The 25089-nt window shown below is 42.7% G+C and carries 21 protein-coding genes; 17 read left to right on the forward strand and 4 right to left on the reverse strand.

Translation table 11 applies throughout. The features are described from left to right. Nucleotides 1-68: 68 nt before the first annotated feature. From BJP34_RS10265 to BJP34_RS10280, 4 genes are all read left to right on the forward strand, one after another. Nucleotides 69-344: an acyl carrier protein gene (locus BJP34_RS10265; protein ID WP_070392263.1), complete on the forward strand. Its 276-nt coding sequence runs from the start codon at nucleotides 69-71 to the stop codon at nucleotides 342-344. Nucleotides 345-622: 278 nt separating this feature from the next. Further along, entirely contained in the window at nucleotides 623-1957 is a 1335-nt protein-coding gene (locus BJP34_RS10270; RefSeq protein ID WP_070392264.1) for a radical SAM protein, read from the forward strand. A 72-nt stretch (nucleotides 1958-2029) separates the two neighbouring features. Beyond that, entirely contained in the window at nucleotides 2030-3298 is a 1269-nt protein-coding gene (locus BJP34_RS10275; protein WP_070392265.1) for a glycosyltransferase, read from the forward strand. Nucleotides 3299-3914: 616 nt separating this feature from the next. Further along, entirely contained in the window at nucleotides 3915-5921 is a 2007-nt protein-coding gene (locus BJP34_RS10280; protein ID WP_083305089.1) for a carbamoyltransferase, read from the forward strand. Between the two features lie 137 nt (nucleotides 5922-6058). On the opposite strand, the gene BJP34_RS48640 is transcribed toward BJP34_RS10280, so the two are convergent. Continuing rightward, on the reverse strand, nucleotides 6059-6184 hold the full coding sequence (locus BJP34_RS48640) for a hypothetical protein (RefSeq protein ID WP_267876529.1): 126 nt from the start codon (nucleotides 6182-6184) through the stop codon (nucleotides 6059-6061). 194 nt (nucleotides 6185-6378) lie between these two features. On the opposite strand from BJP34_RS48640, the gene BJP34_RS39255 reads away from it, so the two are divergent. The 6 genes from BJP34_RS39255 (at nucleotide 6379) to BJP34_RS10300 (ending at nucleotide 16619) form a co-directional block, all read left to right on the forward strand. After that, nucleotides 6379-6573: a hypothetical protein gene (locus BJP34_RS39255; RefSeq protein WP_149030893.1), complete on the forward strand. Its 195-nt coding sequence runs from the start codon at nucleotides 6379-6381 to the stop codon at nucleotides 6571-6573. Between the two features lie 61 nt (nucleotides 6574-6634). Next, nucleotides 6635-10807: a condensation domain-containing protein gene (locus BJP34_RS10285; RefSeq protein ID WP_070392266.1), complete on the forward strand. Its 4173-nt coding sequence runs from the start codon at nucleotides 6635-6637 to the stop codon at nucleotides 10805-10807. A gap of 112 nt (nucleotides 10808-10919) precedes the next feature. Next, entirely contained in the window at nucleotides 10920-12851 is a 1932-nt protein-coding gene (locus tag BJP34_RS10290; protein WP_070392267.1) for a tetratricopeptide repeat protein, read from the forward strand. 1195 nt (nucleotides 12852-14046) lie between these two features. Further along, complete coding sequence (locus tag BJP34_RS10295) at nucleotides 14047-14322, forward strand: acyl carrier protein (RefSeq protein ID WP_070392268.1); 276 nt, start codon at nucleotides 14047-14049, stop codon at nucleotides 14320-14322. Between the two features lie 388 nt (nucleotides 14323-14710). Then, nucleotides 14711-14848: a hypothetical protein gene (locus BJP34_RS42885; RefSeq protein WP_158517121.1), complete on the forward strand. Its 138-nt coding sequence runs from the start codon at nucleotides 14711-14713 to the stop codon at nucleotides 14846-14848. 832 nt (nucleotides 14849-15680) lie between these two features. Then, the gene (locus tag BJP34_RS10300; RefSeq protein WP_070392269.1) at nucleotides 15681-16619 is read left to right on the forward strand and encodes a glycosyltransferase family 10 domain-containing protein; all 939 of its coding nucleotides are present in this window, start codon (nucleotides 15681-15683) and stop codon (nucleotides 16617-16619) included. 195 nt (nucleotides 16620-16814) lie between these two features. Here BJP34_RS10300 and BJP34_RS48645 read toward each other — a convergent pair whose 3' ends face one another. Then, nucleotides 16815-16949: a hypothetical protein gene (locus BJP34_RS48645; RefSeq protein WP_267876530.1), complete on the reverse strand. Its 135-nt coding sequence runs from the start codon at nucleotides 16947-16949 to the stop codon at nucleotides 16815-16817. A 38-nt stretch (nucleotides 16950-16987) separates the two neighbouring features. Continuing rightward, nucleotides 16988-17143, reverse strand: a complete 156-nt coding sequence (locus BJP34_RS42890; protein ID WP_158517122.1) for a hypothetical protein — start codon at nucleotides 17141-17143, stop codon at nucleotides 16988-16990. 171 nt (nucleotides 17144-17314) lie between these two features. On the opposite strand from BJP34_RS42890, the gene BJP34_RS10305 reads away from it, so the two are divergent. The 5 genes from BJP34_RS10305 (at nucleotide 17315) to BJP34_RS10320 (ending at nucleotide 22163) form a co-directional block, all read left to right on the forward strand. Further along, entirely contained in the window at nucleotides 17315-18181 is an 867-nt protein-coding gene (locus BJP34_RS10305; protein ID WP_149030894.1) for a hypothetical protein, read from the forward strand. Between the two features lie 25 nt (nucleotides 18182-18206). Then, entirely contained in the window at nucleotides 18207-18332 is a 126-nt protein-coding gene (locus BJP34_RS48650) for a hypothetical protein (RefSeq protein ID WP_267876531.1), read from the forward strand. A 439-nt stretch (nucleotides 18333-18771) separates the two neighbouring features. Next, nucleotides 18772-20070 carry a protoporphyrinogen/coproporphyrinogen oxidase gene (locus BJP34_RS10310; protein ID WP_083305091.1) on the forward strand — a complete coding sequence of 433 codons (1299 nt, stop codon included), beginning with the start codon at nucleotides 18772-18774 and terminating at the stop codon, nucleotides 20068-20070. A 28-nt stretch (nucleotides 20071-20098) separates the two neighbouring features. Beyond that, a complete protein-coding gene (locus tag BJP34_RS10315; protein WP_070396599.1) occupies nucleotides 20099-21109 on the forward strand; it encodes a glycosyltransferase family 2 protein in 1011 nt (336 codons plus the stop codon). Between the two features lie 151 nt (nucleotides 21110-21260). After that, nucleotides 21261-22163, forward strand: a complete 903-nt coding sequence (locus BJP34_RS10320) for a hypothetical protein (RefSeq protein WP_070392271.1) — start codon at nucleotides 21261-21263, stop codon at nucleotides 22161-22163. Between the two features lie 193 nt (nucleotides 22164-22356). Here the strand turns inward: BJP34_RS10320 and BJP34_RS39260 are convergent, their stop codons facing one another. Continuing rightward, nucleotides 22357-22719, reverse strand: coding sequence for a hypothetical protein (locus BJP34_RS39260; RefSeq protein WP_149030896.1), 363 nt, complete (start codon nucleotides 22717-22719; stop codon nucleotides 22357-22359). Between BJP34_RS39260 and BJP34_RS10325 the strand changes: the two genes are divergently transcribed. Continuing rightward, nucleotides 22713-23024, forward strand: coding sequence for a class I SAM-dependent methyltransferase (locus BJP34_RS10325; RefSeq protein WP_070392272.1), 312 nt, complete (start codon nucleotides 22713-22715; stop codon nucleotides 23022-23024). The genes BJP34_RS39260 and BJP34_RS10325 overlap by 7 nt on opposite strands. A gap of 565 nt (nucleotides 23025-23589) precedes the next feature. Further along, nucleotides 23590-25080, forward strand: a complete 1491-nt coding sequence (locus BJP34_RS10330; protein ID WP_070392273.1) for a LicD family protein — start codon at nucleotides 23590-23592, stop codon at nucleotides 25078-25080. The last annotated feature ends 9 nt before the right edge of the window (nucleotides 25081-25089 follow it).

Genomic DNA, 25089 nt, shown 5'->3' on the forward strand with positions numbered 1-25089 from the left:
TGTTATAGGTGTAGTGTATCTAATTTTAGGTACATAACTCTCGGGATTGAACATTTATGGATTAAACCATGTATGAAACTGTAGCCAATAAACTCAAAAAACTTATTGTACAAGAACTATATGTTAACCTTAAACTAGAAAATATTGATGATAATGCACCCCTATTTGAAGATGGATTAGGAATTGATTCCCTCGCCCTTGTGGAACTAATTACATTAATTGAGGAACACTTCAAGTTTGAGTTTGCTGACTCTGATATCAGGGCTGAGACTTTCGTAAGTCTTAATAGTTTAGCTAATTTAGTGGTTAGCAAGATTAAGCCGGACAATACGTTAGTAGTGTAGCCAGGGTAGCCAGTTAAATAGCCAGATTACACTGGCTATTTAAAATGGCATAAGTAGTTTATAGCAATTCTACGACTTGTGAGGTACAAATTTCTGGTTTTTAGGGAGCAGGGAGCAGGGAGCAGGGAGCAGGTAAGAGGAACCCACCCCTAACCCCTCCCAGGAGGGGAAGGGAAGAGGAAAGAGGTAAAAAATAATGTGTACCTCATGAGTCCTAGAAACGCTATATTACCAAAAAAAATAATAACAAATAAATTCCTTGTCAGTCAGGCAACAAAATGTATAAAAATTTAGTCAATCATGACTTTGAAGCTAACAATCTTCAAGATCTGGAAAATTCAGTTCGATTTCTACAAATAGAGCCAACGACTCATTGCAACTTTACCTGTAAGTTTTGCTGTGGTCGCCATATGACTCAAAGCAATCTTTCTTTTGAAACCTTTGTCCAAACCCTTGACCAATTTCCTGACCTAGAGCATATTGAACTTCAAGGGGAAGGAGAACCACTCCTTCATCCCCAATTCTTTGAGATGGCTAAGCTGGCTCAGAATCGGGGAATAAAGGTATCGATAATTACCAATGGGAGTATGTTTTCTCCTCAACGCATTCAGAAAATTCTGGACTGTGGCATTGAAGCCATTCGAGTCTCGATCGAGTCACCAGATCCCCAAGAGTTTAGAGAAATTCGCGGTGGAAGATTAGAAAACATTATTGAAGGAATTCAGGCTCTGCTAAAATCACGCAATGAGCTTGGCAGGGAAAATCCAACGGTAGGATTTGTTGTAACAGTACTTCAACAAACTAAGAAGCAGTTGCCAGCCATCGCCCGATTGTACGATCAGCTAGAAATGGATGGGGGAATCCAGTTTCACCTACTAAGTTCTATGGATAGCTATACTCAAATCTATGATCAGACGATGTCTAATCAGTTTCTTTCTAAAATAGACACAACTTTAGTCTGGTCTCAGTATGTGAAAATTATCCAATCTCCGCAGCATCATAGAAGTAAGATCAAACACTTCTACGACGAAATTGGTGAGCTTTCTCCATACCCGAAACGTGACCACACAGATAAAAATAAATTTTTGGTCAGAGTTTTCCGAAGCTGTCCTTCATTAGATAGTTCCCTCTATGTGAATCGTTACGGAATTGCTACAGGATGCTGCAAGATCAAGGATACCGAGCAATTTGCTCTTGGAAAAATTGATCTCAATAGTATTGAGGAAATCATTAACGCTCGCAATCAGATCAGACAACAAGTTCGCAGTGGTATTGTTCCAGCAGCTTGTCGCCACTGTTTTGTTGCCGAGTCAATTTCAGCACGGTTGTCGAATCTGCTCCAGAAACAACCAAAACGATTGACAGGGAGTTCTTTAACTTCTACCAAAAAGTCTACCAATGGTTCTAAGCATATAAATCCTCAAGTCATTGGCTACATTCCCTATGAAGAATCAATTTTTGAGGCAATTTTACCATTTTGCGATGGCGAAACAACTTGTGATGAGATTCTTCAGCAGGTATGCCAGAAGTGCGGATTAGACATCAAGGAAGGAAAAATGAAGGTTCTGCCAGCAATAGACGAACTAGTTCGTCGAAACGTAATCGTTATTTAGTTTTCAGTAAATTGGCAAGCAACGGAAATAGGACTTATGAAAAATCCATCGATTATGTAATTGACAAGTAAAATGAGAATTGCCATCTGCTCCCTATCCCAATTTACCTATGTTGCTGAATGTATTGATGTGGCTCAACGTTTAAATGAGAAACATGAGGTTTGTTATTTTCTAGGATTTCATTGCTCGAGTGCGATCAATCTCTTACAAAAGAAACACCTCCCTCATCAAGTGTTGAACAAGGGTCTGGAAACGGCATCGATTTTAACAAGTCCAGCCACAGCCAAATCTACTTACGATCTCTTTAAAAGCTATTTCTTCAAATATGCAGAACTTGTCCTGCCCGATTTACTTAAAGCCTTTAAGCACTGGAAGCCAGATTTAATTTTGTCTCATTTGAGAGATTATACAGGCATAACCGCAGCAGAAATTATCAACAAACCGGTGGTATCCTTTGGGAGCCATACTTCGCCATTGAGAGTAGAAAGCATCGATCCACCATTTGGCTCAAGAGGGAGCAGAGATACACCCAAGGGACTGTTTAAAATCTGGTGGGAACTTCATAATAAGTTCAATGATAAAGTAGATAAGATCTATAATCATACAATTAGGCAGCCCTATGGACTTTCCCATGTATATAATACTAGCACACTTCACTCCGATCGACTGGTTTTACTTTCCCTAATTTCAGCTTTAAGCAACAAACATTCTCAGGAGCCACCCCACATTAAATACGTTGGTTCACTCTTATCCAGAAAGCTTGACGCAGCTCCAGCCAAAGAGATAGATTTAATAGCACGTATCTCCTCAATGCCAAAACCCAGGGTATTTGTATCTCTTGGTACAACCTATGTTACCAAACTATTGCTTGAAAAATGTCTCAAAGCACTAATACCCTTTCCCGGTACTGTGATTGTTAGTCTAGGGGGAAAAACCGACTTAAATCTTCCTTCACTGCTCGACCTTCCTCATATCATCTGGAATTCCTTTTTCTTCGATGTGGATAGGGTATTAAAACTATCTGATGTGATTGTTACTGTGGGTGGAGGAAAAAGTGTAATGGATTCACTCTCTGTCGGTAAGCCCCTAATCTGTTTGCCACAGCAAGGGGAGCAATGGGAAATCGCCCTGGCACTGCAATCTCTTGGTGCAGCAGAAATTCCTTGTCCGAGGAAGTGGGATGGGCAAACATTTACTGAAGTAACAGAGCAGGTTGCCACAGAGGCTAAGTACACAGAAGCAGCAGCTCTTTTGCAGTCAAAAGTGGAACAAAGTGGAGGCGTAGAGGAAGCGGTGAAAGCGATCGAGGCATTGTATAAGTGTGTAGATTTTAAACTTTGAGCAGTTATTGTATTTAAAAAATCAAGGATAATGATGTATATTAAATTATGGTTAATTAATTGTTTTACAAATATTATTTAAATTGTTATCGCGACAACTTATGACATAGTTTTACAATTTAGTGGGTGTAATCTGGGCAGATAAATTAAGATTAGTTAAGAAATTTTACTAGGTAAAATGAGAGCTAAAATTAGGGCTTTGCTCAATTTAGGAATGAATAGGAGTAGAGTGGGCATCCTGCCCGCTCCGAAATAAGCATGAAACTGGCAAGATGCCAGTGTCTTGATGCAGTCGCTCATGGGGGAAACCACGGCAGTCGCTCATGGTTAGAAGTTACCGTAAGATAGTGGAGCCTTGTCTTGATGCAGTCGCTCATGGGGGAAACCCCCAAGACCGCGCAAATCACGCTATTAACAAATATTGAACCCTTTTCTGCATAACCTGCTAACTATAAAGGCTCCACAATAAACAGGTTTCGTCTCCGGGGGAGACCCCCAAGACCGCGCTGCCTCCCCAAGACCGCGCTGCATCGCTTCCACGCAAGATGCCCATTCCAGAAAACTCTTAAAATCATTCCATTATTAAGCAATGCCAAAATTAGAGGTAAAAAAAGATTATGAAACCGTCACAAAAGTTAGATTCAGAGAATCAAAAAGCTACGATTAGGACTCAAGCAGGAGTGCTCCAAGAAGATGCGATCGCTCCTATGTCTAAAAAACCGCCAAAAAGCCGGAACCAGTCAGACTATCCCCAGATTGTACGTTGGAGTAATATCAGAACTGAGTTCAGAATGCGGCGAGAAGCCAATCCTTTGTTTTCCCCCTATATCAATACTCGAAAGGGGGAAGTTAAAAATGTGGTACTGGGCATTGGTGGTGCGATGGCTCATGACGGTAACGCGGCACTGATTGTTGATGGTAAACTGATCGCTGCTAGCCAAGAGGAAAGGTTTACTGGATACAAGCACGACGGCTGTTTTCCTTTTTCAGCCATTAAGGACTGTCTGGAAATCGCAGAATTGAAGCCATGGGATGTTGATGTTTGTGTTTTTGCAGAAAAACCCGTTCAGGCATTTTTAGCTCACCAAACCCAACGACCAAGCAGTTGGTTGAGTCGGCTGGTTGGGTATTTAACCCCGAAATCATGGCAAAGCCAGTATACAGTAGCTGCCCAACGGATGCTGCCCAACGCTAAATTCTTCTACGCCTGGCATCACCTCTGCCATACTGCAGCTGCTTTCTACACTTCCCCTTTCGAGAGTGCGACTTTCCTTTGCGTAGATGGAAGAGGAGAGGATGTCAGTGCTTCCCTAGGGCGGATTAGCCACAACACCCTTGAGGTGTATTATGAACAACCCTATGAAAATGGCTTGGGCATGCTCTACACCCTATTGACGAGATACCTTGGCTTCGATTTTGGCTCTGAATATAAGGTAATGGGTCTGGCTCCCTATGGAAAACCCTTGTATGTTGACCATTTGCGATCGCTACTGACTGAGGGTGCCCATGGCGGGATTCGGTTTACAGACAAGCTCACAAGTCATGAAAGCCTGAAGACAGCACAGAAGCTTGTAGCCAATGCTACTGGAATTCCCCCACGAGTAGCTGGAGAGCCTCTTTCCTCAGAACAGGTAGATATTGCTGCTTCTTTACAGGTAGTGTTTGAGGAAGAAGTGATCAAAATGGCTAAGTTTGCCCGCGAGAGTGTCGATGAAGAAAACCTCTTGTTCTGTGGCGGGTGCGCCCAAAATTGTGTTGTGGCTGGGAAACTTCGAGATTCATCCCTTTTCCAGAATGTCTTCAACTCTCCGGTAGGTGGGGATATGGGAAATGGACTGGGGGCTGCTCTGTTGTATGAAAGACAGCGGTTGGGCAAAGGTCAAAAGGTTCAAATTGAAACCCATGGGTTTTATCTAGGGTCAGAGCCAGGAAGTATACCAGACGAAGCACAATCTTACCGCTTGGAGTTTGAAGGTTCTCTCCACGAATTTGCCGCTCGGTTGCTTTCAGAGGGCAAAATTCTTGGCTGGGTACGAGGTCGTATGGAACTCGGGGCTCGTGCTCTCGGCGCTCGCTCGATTTTAGCTGACCCACGCCAACCTGATATGCAGTCGGTTCTCAACTTAAAAATCAAATTTCGGGAGTCATTCCGCCCCTTTGCTCCAGCGGTTCTTGCCGAAGAGGCTTCTAAGTGGTTTGATGTTTACCAGCCTTCCGATTACATGCAATACACAGCCTACCTCAAACCAGAGCATCGGTATCCCCAGCCTGAAACCTTTGATTCCATGCGCGATCGCTTAAACTATGTCAAGTCTGTTGTTCCTAGCATTGTCCATGTGGATTACTCAGCACGCTTGCAAACTGTTGATGCCAAAGTCCACCCCGACTTCCATAAACTAATTAGTGCCTTTTTCAAAATAACTGGAATTCCGCTGATTATTAACACAAGTTTTAACGTCAGTGGGCAGCCCATCGTTAGAACAGCCCAGGAGGCATGGAAATGCTTCATTCACACTGATCTAGACTTTCTCGTCATTAATGATTCTATTTTCCGAAATCCATTTAATAAATCACAGGAGGAAAAAATCCAATGGAGAAAACAATTCGACAACCACTCACGGTAATTCTTATAAAGATAATTAAAATCCTTACGCCCCCAGCGAAACCTGGTTGGCAGCGAAGCCGCCGCTCCTGCGATTTAAAGGGAAGGTAATTATCCTGACATGATATAGCAATTATACGACTTGTGAGGTACAAATATCTAGGTTTTAGGGAGCAGGGAGCAGGGAGCAGGGAGCAGGGAGCAGGGAGCAGGGATTAGTGAAACAATCCTGTGTACCTCATGAGTCCTAGAAACGCTATATAAGTCATGTTTCGTGTAAGCCAATGCCCGTAGCCCATAGGCTGATAGCTGTTCCCCTAGCGTGCGCGTAGGCCGTAGGCCTTTAGCTGAATGCTTACAGTTGGTTTTGCCCCCCTAACCCCAATTTTGGGTAGTAATGATGTCAAAGTCCCTCAGAATTGGGGAACCAACAGGGACAATGGGTAAGTTCTGTCCTATTTATAGCGTTTATCATAGTTATGAGGTACAGATATTTTTTTTCATTATTACCTATTTCCTGCTCCCTGCTCCCTGCTCCCTGCTCCCTGCTCCCTGCTCCCTGCTCCCTGCTCCCTGCTCCCTGCTCCCTGCTCCCTGCTCCCTGCTCCCTGCTCCCTGCTCCTGCTCCCTGCTCCCTGCTCCCTGCTCCCTGCTCCCTGTTCCCTGTTCCCTAAAACCCATAAATTTTGTACCTCAGTAGTTTGATATTTGCTATATTTGCATCAGTTTGAAGCTATGGCATCCTCCACTCCCAAAGAATCCAGTATTAATCCTTCGAGCCAAACCGAGTCTGAAAGTTTGGTTTCAGATTTCTGGAAATCTGTTAAAACTAACATCAAATTAAAGCATCAGGCTCCTCCAATTAAGCCTGTCCAACGTAACGGAAATCTACCCCTTTCCTTTGCCCAGGAGCGGCTGTGGTATCTCGACCAGTTGCAGCCTGGTAACTCTTTCCATAATATGCGTATGGCCCTTCGCCTCCAGGGTGTACTCAACATAGACGCACTGGAGCAAAGTCTGAGGGAAATTCTGTGCCGCCACGAAATCCTACGCACCACATTTACCGCTGTGGATGGCAAACCTGTGCAAGTCATCTCCCCAAATATCTCCCCAAATATCTCCCCAAATACAGTATTGGAGTTGCCAGTAGTAGACCTCCAGAAACTCCCTAAAACTGAGCGGGAAACTGAAACTCACCGACTAGCCACTGAAGAGGCTGAAAAGCCTTTCGACCTGGCACAAGGACCATTGTGGCGCTGCAAACTCTTGCGCCTGAGCAAAGAGGAACATGTACTGATCTCGACAATACACCACATCATTTTTGACGGTTGGTCTAATGCTGTTTTCTGGCGAGAAATGGTTGCGCTCTACGAAGCCTTTGTCACCGGGAAGCCGTCGCCACTTCCTAAACTCCTGATTCAGTATGCTGATTTTGCTCAATCACAACGACAATGGCTGCAAGGTCAAGTGCTGGAGTCTCAGCTTGACTACTGGAAGCAGCAATTACGTGGTAATGTTCCCCAGTTAGAATTGCCCATTGACTACCCAAAACCCACTGTCCCAACTCACCAAGGTAGACTTCAATATCTAGCACTATCTAAACACCTCACCAAAGCCCTCAAGACCCTGAGTCATCAGGAGGGTGTGTCTCTGTTTGTGACATTACTGGCGGCATTTAAAACCTTACTTTATCGATACACAGGTCAGGAAGACATGATTGTGTGTTCTCCTGTGGCCGGTCGCAATCGAGTGCAAACCAAAAAGTTAATTGGATACTTTAACAATATTGTTGTAGTGCGCACTGCACTAGGGGGAAACCCAAGTTTTCGGGAAGTAATCGGTCGGGTGAGCCAAGTCACCTTAGGAGCCACTCAACACCAAGACTTGCCCTTCCAGAAGCTGGCAGATCTGCTTCCCATTCCTCTGTCGAGAGGGATGTTTGCTCTGCAAAATACCCCAAGTAAACCCGAACAGATGGCAGGCATCACGGTGAGTCATCTGGCTTCAGATCGGCAGACGGCAGATTTTGATTTGTTCCTGTCTATGAAGGAGACGGGAGGACAACTCAAGGGCAGGCTACAGTACAAAACTGATTTGTTTGAGGCAGCTACAATTACCCAGATGCTAGAGAATTTCCAGGCTTTACTGGAAAGTGTCATTGCTAATCCGGATCGGCATCTGGAGGAGTTGCCCTCTTTTGGAAAGGCAAACCCGATTGACGCAGTGGGGTCATCGTCCGCGATCGCTATTGAACCCCGAAAAATAGAAACAGTCCTAGCACAACATCCCGATGTCGAAGAAAGTCTGGTCACTATTCAGGAAGACCCACCGGGGGAAAAGTGCCTGATCGCCTATGTAGTCCCAAATCAGAAACAGGTTCCCAGCCTAAAGGAACTGCGCCGTTTCCTGAAGCAGAAGCTACCCAACTATAGGGTACCTTCAAGGTTTGTTCCCCTAGAAGCAATGCCCCTCACACCTGACGGTAACGTAGACTATACTGCTCTAGCAGCTCCCAACTTGATCAGGCAAACCCCAGAACAAGCCTATGTAGAACCTCGCACCCCCATTGAGCAAAAGCTAGCAGAAATTTGGGCGAAAGTCCTTTGGCGAGACCAAGATGTAGGCATCCATGACAACTTCTTTGACCTGGGAGGACATTCCTTACTGTCGATGCGCCTAGTGGCAGAAATTGAGGAAGCCTTCCAGAAAACACTCCCTTTAGCATCCCTATCCCAGTTAGGTACCATTGCTGAACTGGCTAGCTTTTTGGAGCAGGCAGCCGAATCAACACCAACACCCTCAGTCTTACCACCAATATCCCCACCATCATCACCCTTCCCTGAGCTGTCACCAGAAATCTATCGCAAACTATTGGCCTACAATGCTGGACGCAAAGGTCAACGAGCCGCCCCCAACTCCTTAATAGTAGGCATGAACACCTCTGGAACAAAGCAGCCCCTGTTCTGGTGTTCAGGACGGTTTCAATACGTAGTTCAACTAGCTGAGTATCTAGGTCAAGACCAGCCCACCTATGCCATGAGCTCAGGGCAGTCTGCTATAAAATACACCAACGATAATATCAAAGCCTTAGCAGCACATTACCTCAGGGAAATTCTCACCATCCAGCCATCTGGGTCTTACTTACTGGGAGGATACTGCTCTGGTGGAACGATTGCTTTTGAAATTGCCCAGCAACTACTCAGTCAAGGCAAAACCATCACCCTGCTATGCCTACTCGAAAAATTCATCCCCCAACTTTATCCAGGCCGGGTGGCACTTTTATTCGGTCGAGACAGTGAGTTCAACCCTTACAACTCTTTCCAGAACCTGGAGTTAGGCTGGCGTAAATTTTATCAGGGAGGATTCAGTATAGACCTGATCTCTGGAGCCCACAAACAGTTCTGGTATCAACCCCACATCCACGTATTCATCCCAAAATTACAGGCTGCCATCGAGAACGCTCAGAGGGAGGAAACATTACAAACTGCCATCGAGAATACTCAGACAGAGGAAACCGGACAGATTTTCTCTGAGAAAGCCTATCGAGCTGAGCTTGTTGCCCGACCATCCTTGGTAGCTTCGGCGGGAGAAACCATCTCGATTCCGATCACAGTCAAGAATATTTCTTCTGTGACGTGGCTATCGACCCATAAAAGTGCGATCCGACTAGGAAATCACTGGTTAGATCAGACCACAGAAGTGATACAGTGGTCTGATGGTAGAGTAGACCTGCCATCGGATTTGCCACCAGGGGAAGAAATTGAATTGTCCTTGGAGGTGACCACGCCAGTCCAATCTGGTCACTACTTGTTAGAACTGGATCTGGTGGAAGAGGGGATAACTTGGTTCAAAGATTTTGGTTCCCAAACCACCACCGTTGAGGTGAGTGTCAATCCTGAGCAGGAGACGATTACCTTAGAGCAAGACAATCCTGAAGTTTATCGCTGCCGAGGTCACTGGGAATTTGAGAAAGGGGATGTAGACAGAGCCATCATCAACTACCAAAAAGCCCTTCAACTGGATCCAAGTGGGCCAGTTGAAGTCTATCAAAACCTAGGAGACGCTCTGAGTCAGCAAAAGCAGTTTCCATTAGCCATAACTGCCTACACCAAAGCTCTTGAGTTACAGCCAGACAATGGACATGTTTATTTTAGGCTCGGCAATGCTCAGCTAGAGGAAAAGGAGCTAGATAGTGCCATTGCCAGCTACCAAAAAGCGATTGAGCTGGCTCCTGCATCGGCTTGGATACACCAAAACCTAGGCAAAGCTTTGCATAAGCAAGGACAGTTAGAGTCCGCCATCGCTAATTACACCAAAGCCATCAAATTACAGCCCGATATGCCGGAGCTTTATGTTGAATTAAGTTCTGTTCAGCTCAGACTTGGACAAATCGAGTCGGCCATAGCCAACTACAAAGAAGCGATTAGGTTGTTAAATCCAGACAATCTCTGGGTTTATTGTCAATTGGGCAACACTTACCTAAGAGGCGGGGATAGAAAAGCAGCGATCACCTGTTATCAAAAAGTGATCGAGGTCGAGCCATCTTATGCTGACGCCTACCGACACTGGGGGAATGCTCTGACTCACTTCGGGGAGCTAGAGTCGGCCATAGCCTATTATCAAAAAGCAATTGAATTGCAGCCAGACAATCCCAATTTTTATCATATGTTAGGCAATGCTCAGCTTAAGCAAGGGGATATAGGAAATGCGATCGCTTCTTATCAAAAAGTGATTGAGTTGAATCCCAAACAGTTTAGAGCGTACACAAATCTGGGACACCTTTTCAACAAGCTTGGGCAACTAGATCAAGCCTACGCTGCTTACACTAAAGCCATACAGTTACAACCCAAAAGTCGAGTTGTGGCTCGCAGCTTGGAAAACCTCAGGGGAAAAAAGGGGGGGATGTAGAAAAAGGGCTGTTGGAGCGAGAGCCAGATCAAATGCGATCGCGTCTTTGAGTGTAAAAGTCATAGAACAAGAATTCACGAATCACTAGTCAGATAACTAGTCAGGTAAGTTAATGAGTAAATCAAAAATTAAAAACCAAAACCCAATCTTGACTTGGGTAGCTAAAGGGAATGCCCTCATAGAACTGGGCAAATTTGAGGAAGCTGAAGCAGTATTCCAGGAACTTTCCCAGAAATACCCTGAAAAAAAACAAGGCTATGCAGGTTTGGCTCGTGTAGCGATACATTGCCAACAGTGGGAGCTGGTTGTTGAAAGACTTGATTTAGCAATTAGCCTTTTTCCAGGTGATTGGAAGTTTCTGTTGCAGAAAATCAATGCCCTATTGAATATTCCCTTATTTGAGGAAGCACAACAGCTAATTCACGCTGGACAATCACGGTTTCCCCAAACCATACAATTCACTATCGCTGAAGCGAATTTATTCCAAAAACAATATAATTACCAACAAGCCCAAAAAATCCTGAAAACAGCCAATCTAAGATATCCGGAAAATTTGACTATTCAACTTGAGATGGCTTACAACCATTTACAACTTGGCGAAATTCAAGACGCCAGAAGCCTACTAGATAAACTAAAACAGAGCAGCTGTTGTAAAAAAATGCCTCTATTTACAGAACTTTACTTAAAAACTCTGAGCTATGATAATAATCTAGATGAACTTAAGCAATATATTCAGGAAATTATATCAAGCCCAACGTTGAATAGGCAATGGTTTAATAACGAGCTGCTCATCCAGTATTCCCAAGTATTAGTTAGTCAAGGTCATTATCAAGAAGCCTATGAATTATATAATCAGTTAACCAGACAGGATCCTGGTAAATCAATGGTTTATAAACAACAACTTATTGGCCTATTTGAATTAGAAAAAATTACTAATATTGAAAAATTAAGCAATTTTGAGCAAACCCCTCAATTAGGGCTTTTAGTAGAAGAAACTAGTCAGTCCCTACAGGCTCGACTCACCTCTTATCTAGGCACTCATTCAGACTTTACAGAAATTAATAGTTTTTTGGGGAAAGTTATTGAAAAAAATCAACAACTATCAAGCAGCTATCAAACCGTTTTATTGAATACTTATCTTTCTCCATTTGAGGTCTATAAAGTCACAGTTATTATCCTAGATAATATCCTAAATAAAATCCCGTTTTCATTGGTTAGATTAGGGGATGGAGAAGGGAATTTTTTAGACTATGAAGAAACCTTTAAGGATTTCCAAAATCAGGATCGTGAAGAAACACAAATACTTTTTTGGGGTAATGTACAGATAACTCTAAATGACTTTAAAAAACTTAGTAATGACTATGTTTCAGCTATAAAAAATGCTGATGTAATCGGAATTCCAGAACTCTATAGATTTTGTCAATCATTAAAGTCTCAATTAATAAAAAACAATTATGGACGAGAAATGCGAGGGTTACTTTCTATAATTAATACCCTAACTGATTCAAAATTTAATCAGGAACACTCTAGGGATAAACTTATCAATCAAACCCTGACATCCTGTAACATTCATCACGATCTTGAGACCTGGGGACTTTATCGATTAATTTTCAATCACTTAAAGGAATGTTCAGTTATTTCATGTCACGATAATATTAGTCAAGTTCTGAGAGAAAAATACGGAGTTGCGGTTAACCGATTATATAAAATACCGTCAGAATATAAATTTTCGCAACTGTTTAATTATGAAGACCAGCAAGCTCAACCTCATTATCCTTACTATTTTCATCAAATCTGTTCCGAAATTACTGTCTCCTATAGAGGAGAGGTCTTTCTGGTGGCTGCAGGTTTCTTAGGCAAGATCTACTGCAATATTATCAAAAATCGCGGGGGTATTGCCCTTGATATTGGCAGTATTGCTGACTATTGGCTAAATTACAAGACAAGATGGAGTCTTCAGGGGATTCCTAATCATAATTACTATGGGAAGTTTGCGAAACTAATTAATAGGGATCTAAGGGGGGCTCAAGGAGCTTCATTGTAAGCATTCAGCCTAATGCTGTCAGCTGTAAGCTTAAAATAAACCTCTAAGGAGAGAATTTAATAGTTCGAGATTAATCAGAATTGAAAGTCTGGGGATTTGCCCATTGCGCCATGGGCATTAGCTGATAGCTGATAGCTGAGGGCTGATAGCACCTCAAGTAGCGTGCGCGATGGGCATTAGCTGAATGCTTACATCTCAGAGGTTGTCTGAGAAGTCTCATTTGCTACATCAAAGCCCCCTAAATCCCCCAATTTTGGGGGACTTTTAGCCGCAAATTGATTCTTGTTCCCCCCAGAATTGGGGGGCTAGGGGGGCAAAATTCAGTATCAAAAAACTTTTCAGATATCCTCTCAATAAAGGATTAATGCGATCGCTTATTTCAGTATGCTGCCCTCAGGGATGGATATATTTTTTCTTTCAGGGATGGATATATTTTACTGAATCTTTATCAAAAAACACTATTTTTACTCAGTTTATTTATTATTTCTTTATAATAAATAACCAGTTTTTTCATAAACTAATATTGATGTATACTGCAGCCAAAAAAAAGCGCGATTAGGCTTGAGTCAGTCTCAAGCTCTACGAAGACACGGAAAAATGTCCTGACCGATGGGCTATTAACCTGCATCTACCAAGAACTTCCAGAGGTCTTTAAAGCTCTCCAGCAGTATTTTGACTAACGGCAGCTTGCCATTAAGGATATATAGCGTTTCTCTTAGTTATGAGGTACAGTCTTCTTTGAGGTTGATTCCCTGTTAGGTGCGCTCTTACTTGGCGAATTTAATTCGCCACGGGTCGCACCTCTTGATGCAGCGCATCGCTATTCCCTATTCCCTATTCCCTATTCCCTGTTCCCGTCTTGATGCAGCGCGGTCTTGGGGTTTCCCCCATGAGCGACTGCATCAAGACAACAGGTAAGCATTCGTTTAATAGTCACGAAATTCACAGGCTTCTAGCCTGTGCCACAAAGCTGATTAGCTTTTACCCAGACTTTCATTCTCATTAATCTCGACCTATTAAATTCGACCCTTTGCGTATCGGCGCACCCTACGCTGGGTTTATTTTAAGCACCTCAAGTAGCGTGAGTTTTAGCTCACGGCTGACCGCTGACGGCACCTCAAGCAGCGTGCGCGTAGCGCATATGGTTACTAATTAACTCATTCATTGTTGGACTTATAATTGGTTAATTTAAGGTATGTTAAACTCAGAAACTGTAGTCAAGCAACTCAAAGAAATTATTGCCACAGAAGTAGATGCCAATCTTGAGCTAGAAGATATTGATGAAAATGCCTCTCTATTTGAGGATGGATTAGGACTTGACTCTCTGGCAATTATGCAACTAATTACGTCAATTGAAAGACACTTTTGGTTTCGATTTACTGACGATGATATCAGTCCAGATAATTTTGAAGACCTCACTATTTTATCGGAATTAATTACGAGTAAATTAACTCTTTACAGACAGTATTAACGTAGCCATAACATCACTGACTGCTTTGCCATGGGTAAGCTGTTATAAAATATGCTGAAAAATTTTCAGATATTTCTGCTAATTTTCTGGAGGTTGTTTATAATGGTCTGCTTCGTTTTTTCGGCGGTTTGCATAACTATCAGGTACACATTGTTTCTCCTCTTCCCTCTTCCCTCTTCCCTCTTCCCTGCTCCCTGCTCCCTTCCCCCCTTACTAAGGGAGGGCGTGTTTTCTTGCCTCGGAGATCCCCCTAAATCCCCCTTAAAAAAGGGGGACTTTGAGTATGGCTCCCCCCTTTTTTAAGGGGGGCTGGGGGGGATCATAATCTTGCGGAAAACTTTTAAAACACGCCCTAGGGGGGATTCCTGCTCCCTACAAACCCAAAACTTTGTACCTAACTGAAGTGCAAACCGCTGTTGATAAGTACCTGGACAAAAATAAACCTCACTGTATTAACTTGTGTAAAGTTGCCAAAAGCCCCTCTGCTCCCTACTCCCTGCTCCCTGCTCCCTATTTCAAGAGTTAATTTTACTTTTGTCCGACTACTTAGTCTATTATTAGGTGCATAACTACTAATTGTTTGTTTAGGAAATAATTTAAAGGGGTGCTTGCTACAACTTAATTAAATAATTTCCTAAGAGTAAACTAACAAATAGATAGTTCTGAATATCTAGCTATTTAATTTGAGGAGTGGGCTTCGATGGTCCTGTTGATCTCAGTCTCTCCCCACACCACTTTTCTCAAGTTTTATTTCAATGAGAGTAAAGTGAGTAACGGGGATATTTTGTGTCTATTTTCTCTTAGTAAAGCTAAACATTTAGCTAGCCGTTGTTTAAGTAAACTAATGCATGAGCGCACTCAAGTAACAGGTCAAATAAGACGTGAACGCAATCGGAAACGTTCTAAACGAAGAGCTATTTTCTGTCCAATTCATCGTTGCTACCTGGATAGCGTTAGTCAACAATATCGCTTGTTTGCTGATCGAGCAGGACAACTAATGCAGCGATGCAAAGCGCGAGTGGGGGAAACCCCCTGTTCTCTTGCTGCATCGCTTCTATTTTCCCCACCCCCCACACCCCACACCCCACACCCTGTATACTTTTTAGCCTTGTTGTCACCCCCTCAGCTACTATCAGCTACGGAGTGCGGATGCTTCGATTGCTTTCACAGCCCAGAGAGAGATATAGCATTTCTAAAATAGGTGAGGTAAACAAGTTTTCGATTTTAGGGAACAGGGAACGTCGGATTAGGGAACTTATGATGAAAAGACAGGGAACAGGGAACAGGGGACAGCGGATCTGGGAAACAATAGGTGTGTGTAGGTCATTAATATAAGAACCGCTATAAGTGCTTGCCGAATGTTAGTTAGAATCGTCAAAAGTGCGTTACATCGGAGGCTTTTTCTGCGACAAACGCCAGCAGGAGAGGGGATTTGGGATGGGGTTCAATTTACCCTTGAGCCAGTGGAAAGTTGTGATTATTTAATTCTTCTCAATCGCCCGCCTGAAAATCTGACCGTTGTCTGCCCACCCCAGCATGTCTGGTCGATTATCCACGAGCCACCTGTGGCATGTCGCAAAGCTTGGCATCTGAATCCGCCCTACGCCTCTCGCATGTTCACAACCGACGTGGAGCGTTCAGGAAAAGAATATATCCATAGTCAGCCAGCCATATTTTGGATGGTCAATCGAGATTATGATTTTCTAGTTTCTTTTACGGCTCCGGAAAAAACTCAACAACTCTCTTGGATAACAAGTAGACAGACTTACTTAAAAGGTCATCGTGACCGGATGGGCTTTTTGGCGAAAATTCAAGGTCAAGTGGATTTCGATCTGTGGGGACGGGACTTTAACCCGATAGATGACAAATGGGATGGATTGATTTCCTATCGCTATTCTTTAGCTATTGAGAACTATAGTAATCCCTTCTACTGGAGTGAAAAGCTGGCAGATTGCTATTTGGCTTGGTGCATGCCCATTTATTACGGTTGCACACGAATTACCGACTATTTCCCCGCCGAATCGATGATCCAAATCGACATCCATGACCCGGATGCGGCGGTGGCAAAGATCAAAGAGGCCATTGCCAGCAACGCTTGGCAGCGCAATTTAGATGCGATCGCCTACGCACGCTCACTCGTTCTGAACCGATACCAGTTCTTTCCGTTTATGGTAAGCCAAATTCGTCACTTTGAGAGCAGCTACGGTGCGTTTTCACCAAAACAACTGGTGTCTATTCCCAAATACGAGGAAAAGAGGATCCCGATGTCAGCATTATCACAAAAACTGAAGCGCTAACTCCCCTGCATTCAACTAAGCTGAGGCAACAACGGTAATCCTTGACAGATGTTCTTGTGTTTCAAACTGCGTTTTTTTCACCATTAGGAGCCAACGAATGCTCAAGAGACTGAAAAATCGTACCACATCAGAGCTAAGCAGGTGCACAAAATTAATTACACATTTACCAAAACTCAAACCCTTACATTGTAAGGGTTACAGAGATTGAGAGTAGGAAATTAATTTTGTGTAGGTACTTAATATCATGTCAGGATAATTACCCTTAATAAAAACTTCCCCCATCTCCCCATCTCCCCATCTCCCCATCTCCCCATCTCCCCATTTCCCCATCTCCCCACACTTCCCACCCTCCCTCTAATTATGGGTATTCAACCGGACTTGATATGAGTGCTAAACTTGACATCTATAAAATGGGCAGATGCTGGCTTTCTGACCATCACGTATTTACCACCCAGTGTTTCAAACATCAACTCAAGAATCTGGGCGTCACTTTTTATGACTACGCTCTGACTGGTCACTGGCATTTTTTTTACTCACAAGATCCGGCACGAAGACTCAGAGTGCTGGACAGAAAAAATACAAATGTCCCATATAATTACGAGCATTACGACAAGCTTGCGTCTAAGTTTGCTGATCAATATGGAAAGTGGAGTCAAAAAAATGTTGATTTTTACTGGTGCAGCTTCAAGTCATACATGACCCATGTATTTTCCAAGTGTGAGCGTCCTATCGTCTTGCAACTCAGTTTCCGCTTTGAAGGGAACCAGAAAAGCACACCAGAGCATGTGAAAAAGCTGATCGAACTCCTCTTAGAGCTACGTGCCAAAGGACAACTCTTCATTCTGGCATCTAACCGCTATGACCAAATGTATTTCGAGTATTTTACAGGTGTGACAATCCCAAAAGTGCCTCTATGCGCATGTCACATCAAAGAACGATATCATCCTCACAGAAATGAAATCCTGATTGGCCCGGCAAGACACTATCCCCAAGGCCATCATAAAATTTCACAAATCAAAAAATTCTTTGCTAAGAGCCAACCCGAAATCGAATTAAGAACAATTCGCGAACTCTATCCCCAGCACCATGAGTATCGTGATTTGTCTAGACATAGAGCGATCATTGTTTTGCCTTACACCATCTATACCGGAGCGATTGTGGAATATCTCGCCATGGGTATACCCATGTTTATGCCAACTAGTGACTTGCTGAGTCAATGGCATATTGATGATTATCTTTTGGTAGAAAGAAAAAGCGACCTTAGCCCTACGCGCTGCTCTATGATTACAGGAGAACTACATGATTTTATGCCCGATCCCAACAATGACTATGACCTAGAATCTGTAAACTATTGGCTCAAATTTTGTGAATGGTATGACTGGCCTATCGAAACCTTTAGTAGTTTAGAAGAACTCGAACAAAAACTGCGTGTTGCTGACCTCGAAAGCATCAGTAAAAATATGTTTAATTTTGAGCGACAGCAGTACGATAACACGCTTTTAAAATGGCAACATATCTTACAAGAAATTCATGATTCACCTTACGGAGGTATCTCTTCATGAGACCTATAAATAATATCAAGTCCGGTTGAATACCCATCATAAAAGTGTGGGGATGGTGGGAAGGGTGTGGGGAAATGGGGAGATGGGGAGATGGGGAGATGGGGAGATGGGGGATATTTTTATAAAGGGTAATTATCCGGATATCCTATAAGATAGGAGTCTTTATACCCTGCAAAATATGGATGGCAAATATCAGCAATAGCACTCATTCCACAATTTACCAAAATTATCTTAAAAGTCAACTCACGACAGCTCAATATCTGCTATTCAGTTTGTTGGTTACGGTGTTGCAATCGGTCAAAAATGTCAGGTTCGAAACCCTGGCAGCATCCTTACCCTTACCCATTATGTAGGTGCGCGCCTTAAGCGGGCGAGTAAATCGCCCTTGGGTCGCACCTGTGGAATAGGCATCTTGCGTGGAAGCGATGCAGCGCGGTCTTGGGGGTTTCCCCCATGAGCGACTGCATCAAGACACTGGCATCTTGCCAGTTTCATGCTTATTTTCGGGCGGGCAGGATGCCCACTCTACTCCTATTCATTCAAAGACTGACGCAACGCCGAAATCGTTTTTATAGTTTAACCTAGGAATTTTGATTACTAAGACATTCATTATCGGTGGCGGAATTACAGGTTTATCAGCAGGTATTGCGTCCGGACTACCTGTCTTTGAAGCCGTTGAGGTTCCCGGTGGTATTTGCGCGTCATACTACGTCCGTCCAGGTAGTCGTGAACGGCTTCCAAATTTGCCTAAAGATGGTGAAGCCTATCACTTTGAAATTGGTGGTGGACATTGGATCTTTGGTGGCGATCCTACTGTTTTACGTTTCATCAAAAGCCTTACTCCAGTGGGCAGCTATGCCAGACGCTGTTCAGTTTATTTCCGAAATCAAAAACTGTATGTTCCCTACCCGATTCAAAATCATCTTCGTTTCTTAGGCTCAGAAATTATTGAAAGGTCTCTGGCTGAGATGGCTACTCCTCAAGGTTCCTTTAGCACCATGCAGGAGTGGCTACAAGTAAGCTTCGGTAAAACCCTTTGTGAACTATTCTTTCATCCATTTCATGATCTCTATACGGCGGGATTATACAAAAAAATCATTCCCCAGGATGCTTATAAGTCTCCTGTAAACCTATCTCTAGCGATTCGAGGTGGACTCAGTGATGTACCGCCCGTTGGATACAACACAAGGTTTATTTATCCATTTGAGGGGCTAAATACACTGGCTCAACGCATGGCAGAACGATGTGATATCCGCTATGGCAAACGGGCAGTTAGAATTGATGTCAAGGCAAAGGAGGTCTTTTTTGCTAATGGTAGTTCTGAATCATATGAAACTCTTATTTCCACACTGCCTTTAAACCGAATGGTGGAAATGACTGAGTTGACTATCGATGCTGACCCCGATCCTTACACCTCGGTTTTAGTGCTTAACATTGGTGCAGTACGGGGTGAAAACTGCCCGGATGACCACTGGTTGTATAATCCTGATGCCACTTCGAAGTTTCATCGAGTCGCTTTCTACAGTAACGTTGATCCCCTTTTCCTACCCAAATCTGCTAGAGAAAAAGGCGATCGCGTCAGCATTGGCGTGGAACGCGCTTACCTGGGAGGCAAAAAGCCAACGAGGGAAGAAATCAGCCAATACTCTGAGGCAGTTGTTAAAGAGTTACAAAGTTGGGGCTTTATCGGTGAAGCAGAAGTTGTTGATCCAACCTGGATTGATGTGGCTTACACCTGGTCATTGCCCAAGTCTGACTGGAAGCAAAAAGCTTTACACATATTAGAACAAAACAATATTTACCAGGTGGGGCGTTATGGTCGTTGGATTTTCCAGGGAATTGCAGACTCTATCCGCGATGGGTTTATTGTTGGATCGAGCTTTAAGTAAAAAACCATTTATAGGAGTAAAGTTAACTATGAAAGCAAACGGACTTAGGAAAATTGAATATCCAAAAATTTATCCTGTTCCAGAAGGCACACATCGACCCTTTTGGTCTGTAATGATTCCTACTTACAACTGTGCCAATTATTTGGTTGAGACTCTAGAATCTCTCTTGGCGCAGGATCCTGGACCTGAACATATGCAAATTGAGGTCGTAGATGACTGCTCTACCAAAGACAATCCTGAGCAGGTTGTAAGAGAAATTGGCAAGGGGAGAGTTTCCTTTTATCGCCAGCCTCAAAATGTGGGACTAACTCAAAATTTTAATACTTGTATTCGACGAAGTAACGGACAAGTAGTTCATATCTTACACGGTGACGATAAAGTTGCCCAAGGTTTCTATGAAAGACTCAAGTTGGGATTTGATACAGATGATACATTAGGCGCTGCATTTAGCCGACATCATGTCATTAATGACCATGGACATTGGCTAAGAACATCTGAACTTGAACGTCAAACACCAGGGATTTTGAAAAATTGGATTGAGCATATAGCACTCATGCAAAGAATTCAGTTTCCAGCTATTGCTGTGAAACGAAAGGTTTACGAAGCTATAGGTGGTTTTACTCCTAATTTAAGTCACGCGGCAGATTGGGAAATGTGGAGACGTATTGCAGTTCATTTTCCAGTATGGTTCGAGCCGAAAGTACTAGCCCATTATCGTTCCCATAGCTCCTCTCATACATCTCAGCTGGCAATGACTGGTGATAATCTCAAAGATATCCATAAATCAATTGAAATTGCTAGGGAATATTTGCCTAAATCAATTGCTGATCCTATCTCAGATAAAGCTAGAGAGTATTGTGCTTTCTCTGGCATTAATCATGCTCGATACTTTTATGATAATGGGTGTTTTGAAGTTGCAGTTGCTCAACTCCATGCAGCCTTAGCTTGTCATTTTTCACCGCAAGTTGTCAGAGCATCGCTTCTATTACTGATTAAAGCTTATCTCAAACAATTGAAATTCCTTCAAGGTAGTTCGTGATAAATGCGGGTTATTCGGGTTTAAAATCTAGGTAAAAACTACATTATTGGTCACCAAAAGCAGGAAAAGTACACGACCCTGCGAAATGTGATTGCAAATGCTGCCAAAGGGTAAATGTTCAGGTATTTCTTGCAGATAAGGTAATCGTATAATGACAAGCAACAAACTGATTATTACCGCCGCATCCAAAGCCTATGGTCCATCACTTCTGGCACTACTCGGTTCACTAACCCTCAACTGGCCCAAACATCCTCCTGTGCTGGTTTATGACATTGGCCTAGACGAGACAACACTTGCTACATTGGCAGAAAATAAGATCCCCGTCAAAAAAGTGCCTCCCTTCTGCTCCCATTGGCGGAAGCACTTTACTTGGAAAATTTGGTGCCTAAATGATGCCCCAGCACAGGATGTGTTGTGGATGGATGCGGGACTGGTCGTACTCAAGCCCCTTGAGGAGGTGTTCGATGCCCTTGAGCACCAAGGATATTTTTTCGTTCCCAACTATCAATTACTGGATTCGGAAGCATCAGAAGCCGCTTGCAACGGATGTGGTGTCCCAACTGAGTTTCGTCTCGGAAAATCCACATTGGCTGGGGGATGGATTGGCCTTCGCAAGCAAGGGAAAGTTCTACGGGTTGTAGAAGAAGCCCTCTCTGTGGCCTTGGTGGAGAAACATATTGCAGCGACAGAACCCACCCACCGGCATGGCCAAGCAATCATTTCGCTGCTGATGTACAAACACTTTGGGCAAGTGGTACTGGCAGATGGTATCGTCTACTTGGGCTGGCGCTCACCCAATCAAACTCATGGGCAGAAAGTTTGGGTTCATCGTCGCGGCATGTTAGCAGAGGATATGGCTTTCTTTGGTTCACACATACGGGCACCAGGCAAGCCATATATGCCCAAAGACCCCGCCAAGGAAAAGCCAACACGTAGTCCGCGCTCCTTAGCCATGAAATTTGATCGCTTTGGAAAACCCTTATCGCGAGGCCCATTGGCACCAACCACTCAAACACAGAGGAAAAACCCAATTTATGATGGGGTTAGGGATTAGGGTCAAGCAAAGTAGATTTGAAGGAGGAAGATCAGATGACGTTAGTTCGCATTATTACAAACTGGGATTGGCCTGATCTGTTATGGCAAAGCCCAAATCATAGTGGTATCTGGAATGTTTTCTCTTTATTAAATAAATACTGAATCTATGTCCGATATCGTTATTCGTGTTGAAAACCTCGGTAATAAATATATCATCGGTCACCAGTAAGAATGCCAATACTACTAAGTGATAGCATGTTTTGGCGCTTCTTGCCAGCCAGTGATCCAGAAGTCGATATTTTGATTGTCCGTGATCCAGATTCGAGGTTGGGATTAAGGGAAAAGCTACGACCATAAAGAAAAAGATACGCAACGGTTGGGAGCAGTAAATGGATACAGCGGTTTGCAATTAGGTGAGGTACAAATTCTTGGGTTTTAGGGAACAGGGAACTTCGGATCAGGGAACAGGGAACAGAGAACAGAGAACAGGGAAAAAATCCTGAGGTGCGACCCGTGGCGAATTTATATCGATTACTCTGATAGCCTGATCGAAATAGCAGCAGAGGCGATGCCAAAAGCTAAGTTTTTTGTTTCTGAAGCAACCGATATTCTATATGATCAGCAATTTGATGTGCTTGTTTCAAATGGTGTTTTCATGTATTTACCGACATTAGACTATGCAGCGACGGTTCTCCTACGCATGTTAACAATGGCAAACAGGAATGTTGGAATTTTTGATATTCCTGATATCGCTAAGAAAGAAGCTGATATTAATAGGCGAAAAGCTCGTGGGTACATCTCATTTTTACGGTTTGATCCGGTGGTGCGTTACGGGACGGGCTGTCTCAACACTGGGAAAGATTTGGAAAATCAGGGCTAGCCCCTCCCTAACGCACCCTACGCCATTTCTCTTCTTTTTTACAAAAATGAGATGCACCCAAAGCTCGTTTAGGGTAGGTCGAATATGAAAACCTGTATAAATGCTTAGATAACCTTTACTTCAGTAAAGATTGGTTCAAGCACATTTTCGATTCAGAATCCGTAGAGGTTGAAATTGAAGATCAATGTCTTCGTGATTACGGCAATAGCCAATATCGGTTTAATGTCTTTATCTATAGCAATTCTACGACTTGTGAGGTACAAATTTCTGGTTTTTAGGGAGCAGGGAGCAGGGAGCAGGGAGCAGGGAGCAGGGAGCAGGGAGCAGGGAGCAGGGAAGAGGGAAGAGGGAAGAGGAACCCACCCCTAACCCCTCCCAGGAGGGGAAGGGAAGAGGGAAGAGGGAAAAAATAATGTGTACCTCATGAGTCCTAGAAACGCTATAAGTAATTTATATAAACATTAAACCCTTAGTAAAATCTAAATTTAAAAAATATTACTATTGCTAATAGTTACATTATCAAAAAAATTTTGTGTATAGACGTTTTGTATTGGATAAGTATAATATGAATAAACCAGATAAAGCAATTGATAAGTCTCAAAAAGCTATTGATAGTCATGGTGAGCAGCCAGGTTGGCTCTACCTAGCTTTAGGTTATGTCCATTATAACAACAATCAATTAAATGATGCGATTTATAATTACAAAAAAATTATTGAAATCAACTCTAATCAACCCAGTTTGATCTATAAAAAACTGGGTAATGCTTTAGAAAGTCAAGAAAGATTATCAGAAGCAATTTCAATTTACAAAAAAGGAATCAGAACTAATCCAGAGCATCCTGAGCTTTATATTTGTTTAGGGGATAGTTACGCAAATTTAGAGCATGTAGAAAAAGCTAGAAAAACCTATTCTCAAGCTATAACCCTGCGAGCTAAAAATCCTCAATTCTCTGGTTTTTTAGACTTTGAACCAATTTTATCATCTTATTCAAAAGCAATAGAATCAACCTGTATAGAGAATTTTTATTACCATATAGGTAAAGCATTGAGTTATAGGCAAAATCTAAATCAAGCTGCCAAATTTTATAGGAAGGCTATTCAGATTAATCCTGAAATGTCGGCGGTTTACCAAAATTTAGGTGGTGTTGCTGCACAGCAAGGTAATTGTGAAGAGGCGATCGCCTTTTACATTAAGGCTATTAAGTCTGATCCAGGGAATGAGGAGTTCCATAATGAACTGTGGTGGTACTTATTATCTATCCCTATCGCACTACAGAAATTGGAAAAAATCGATAATCTTGCTACAAACATAGTGCAAGTAGCAAATGAGACCAAAACCATGAACCAGTCTAATATAGCGCCTTTAGAATCTGATCATGGTGATTCTCTCAAAAATAGCCCACTCTTCTCAAACTTAATGGCTAATTATGAAAGAACTATCCAGTTGGCAACTCGCTCAAGTGAGACTATTTCAGCGAAAGACATGGTAGTGGTTCTTGCTAAAAAAAATAAAGCGATACATTTAAGGCTTTGGCAGCAATTTAAATTTATAAATTCTCTACTTAGGGAGCATGATATCAATTATTGGGCTATTGATGGCACCCTAATGGGTGCTATTCGACATCAAGGTTTCATCCCTTGGGATAACGATATTGATATTGAGATGAAAGAATCAGATCTAAATCGACTTTTATCTTTAGAATATCTACTCAATCAACATGGATGTTATTTGAAAAAAATTTCTAAAAATTATTATCAAATTGCCGACAATTTTGACCTTTTTATATATGAACAAAGAAAATGGGCATCTCAAGGTTGCTATTACACATCTCTAGATGAGCATGAAATATTCCCTTTGCGAAAATTTAAATTCTGTGACTTTGAGATTTATGCTCCCCATAAAGCAGACGAATATCTGAAAAGGGCTTACGGAAATGATTGTCTGCAAAGATGCCGAATTTGGAATACTCATTTAAACAATTATTTTAAACCTGGCCATGATCCAGAAAGGTATGTCTTGAGCATTGATGATGTTAATAAGATATTGAAAATATGACTATAGCTT

The sequence above is a fragment of the Moorena producens PAL-8-15-08-1 genome (genome assembly GCF_001767235.1).
In the GTDB taxonomy this organism is placed as follows: Bacteria; Cyanobacteriota; Cyanobacteriia; order Cyanobacteriales; family Coleofasciculaceae; genus Moorena; species Moorena producens_A.

What these genes read in the sequence shown, in the direction of transcription:
- BJP34_RS10265 (WP_070392263.1), top strand. Translation starts at nt 69, where the DNA reads ATGTATGAAACTGTAGCCAATAAACTCAAAAAACTTATTGTACAAGAA.
- BJP34_RS10270 (WP_070392264.1), top strand. Translation starts at nt 623, where the DNA reads ATGTATAAAAATTTAGTCAATCATGACTTTGAAGCTAACAATCTTCAA.
- BJP34_RS10275 (WP_070392265.1), top strand. Translation starts at nt 2,030, where the DNA reads ATGAGAATTGCCATCTGCTCCCTATCCCAATTTACCTATGTTGCTGAA.
- BJP34_RS10280 (WP_083305089.1), top strand. Translation starts at nt 3,915, where the DNA reads ATGAAACCGTCACAAAAGTTAGATTCAGAGAATCAAAAAGCTACGATT.
- BJP34_RS39255 (WP_149030893.1), top strand. Translation starts at nt 6,379, where the DNA reads ATGAGGTACAGATATTTTTTTTCATTATTACCTATTTCCTGCTCCCTG.
- BJP34_RS10285 (WP_070392266.1), top strand. Translation starts at nt 6,635, where the DNA reads ATGGCATCCTCCACTCCCAAAGAATCCAGTATTAATCCTTCGAGCCAA.
- BJP34_RS10290 (WP_070392267.1), top strand. Translation starts at nt 10,920, where the DNA reads ATGAGTAAATCAAAAATTAAAAACCAAAACCCAATCTTGACTTGGGTA.
- BJP34_RS10295 (WP_070392268.1), top strand. Translation starts at nt 14,047, where the DNA reads ATGTTAAACTCAGAAACTGTAGTCAAGCAACTCAAAGAAATTATTGCC.
- BJP34_RS10300 (WP_070392269.1), top strand. Translation starts at nt 15,681, where the DNA reads ATGTTAGTTAGAATCGTCAAAAGTGCGTTACATCGGAGGCTTTTTCTG.
- BJP34_RS48645 (WP_267876530.1), bottom strand. Translation starts at nt 16,949, where the DNA reads ATGGGGAAATGGGGAGATGGGGAGATGGGGAGATGGGGAGATGGGGAG.
- BJP34_RS42890 (WP_158517122.1), bottom strand. Translation starts at nt 17,143, where the DNA reads ATGCCAGTGACCAGTCAGAGCGTAGTCATAAAAAGTGACGCCCAGATT.
- BJP34_RS10305 (WP_149030894.1), top strand. Translation starts at nt 17,315, where the DNA reads ATGACCCATGTATTTTCCAAGTGTGAGCGTCCTATCGTCTTGCAACTC.
- BJP34_RS10315 (WP_070396599.1), top strand. Translation starts at nt 20,099, where the DNA reads ATGAAAGCAAACGGACTTAGGAAAATTGAATATCCAAAAATTTATCCT.
- BJP34_RS10320 (WP_070392271.1), top strand. Translation starts at nt 21,261, where the DNA reads ATGACAAGCAACAAACTGATTATTACCGCCGCATCCAAAGCCTATGGT.
- BJP34_RS10325 (WP_070392272.1), top strand. Translation starts at nt 22,713, where the DNA reads ATGCCAAAAGCTAAGTTTTTTGTTTCTGAAGCAACCGATATTCTATAT.
- BJP34_RS10330 (WP_070392273.1), top strand. Translation starts at nt 23,590, where the DNA reads ATGAATAAACCAGATAAAGCAATTGATAAGTCTCAAAAAGCTATTGAT.